A 797-nucleotide genomic window follows, 5' to 3' on the forward strand; every position below is an offset into this window, starting at 1 on the left:
AGATGATGCCGGGGAGTGTGGAGGCATGGGTCAAATCTCGATGAAAATTTCCGCCCTACCCGGGTCAGTTCTCAGTGAAAATCAACACTGGGTGCCTTGGACGGAGACACATTGGAATGCTTGGCTGGTAAAATCAAAGCAACTGGTCACAAGCCTAGAAGCGCTAGAATTCTTAGGGAATCGTGATGAGCGTAATGCTTTGATTGACAAGAATAAGCCGCATTGGGATGCATTAAAACCGTGGCTGTTGGCACTTTCAGACGGAAAGTGCTGGTTCTCCGAAGTTCGAGAGTTGTATTCGCATTACGACGTCGAACACTTTCGGCCAAAGAAAGAAGCAAAGGCATTGGACGGTATCGAACGCGATGGCTATTGGTGGCTGGCCTTTGACTACATGAATTTCCGGCTTTGTGGCAACGTAGGCAACCGCAAGAAGGGGGGGTGGTTTCCGTTGAAGCAGGGTTCGCTCTGCTCGACCTATTTGGAGCCCTGTGAGGAATCCGAGGCTCGTTATTTGCTGGACCCGATTGACGATGACGACGTTTCACTGATTGCATTCGACGAAGAAGGTAAGGTCATCCCCGTACCGGGAGCCTCAGCTTGGGAGCAGGAGCGCGTAAACGTGACCGTGCTGCGACTCAAGCTAAACGAACATGTCCCTCTGGCAGAGGAGCGACGCAAGGTTTGGCAGAAGGTTGATGCATTGATCGGGAGCTGTCACGTTAACTGTAGTATGGTAGAGAGGAGTGATGAGCAAAGAGGTTGTGAGCTACAAAAGACATCGTTTTCCACGCGAA

General features: G+C 50.9%; 1 protein-coding gene. It reads left to right on the plus strand.

Going from position 1 to position 797, the window contains the following annotated elements; translation table 11 throughout:
- Positions 1 to 25: 25 nt before the first annotated feature.
- A partial coding sequence (locus DY926_RS16805; RefSeq protein ID WP_196778595.1) for an HNH endonuclease family protein occupies positions 26 to 797 on the plus strand: 772 nt, incomplete at its 3' end.

The sequence above is a fragment of the Komagataeibacter melaceti genome (assembly GCF_003403295.1).
GTDB lineage: Bacteria > Pseudomonadota > Alphaproteobacteria > Acetobacterales > Acetobacteraceae > Komagataeibacter > Komagataeibacter melaceti.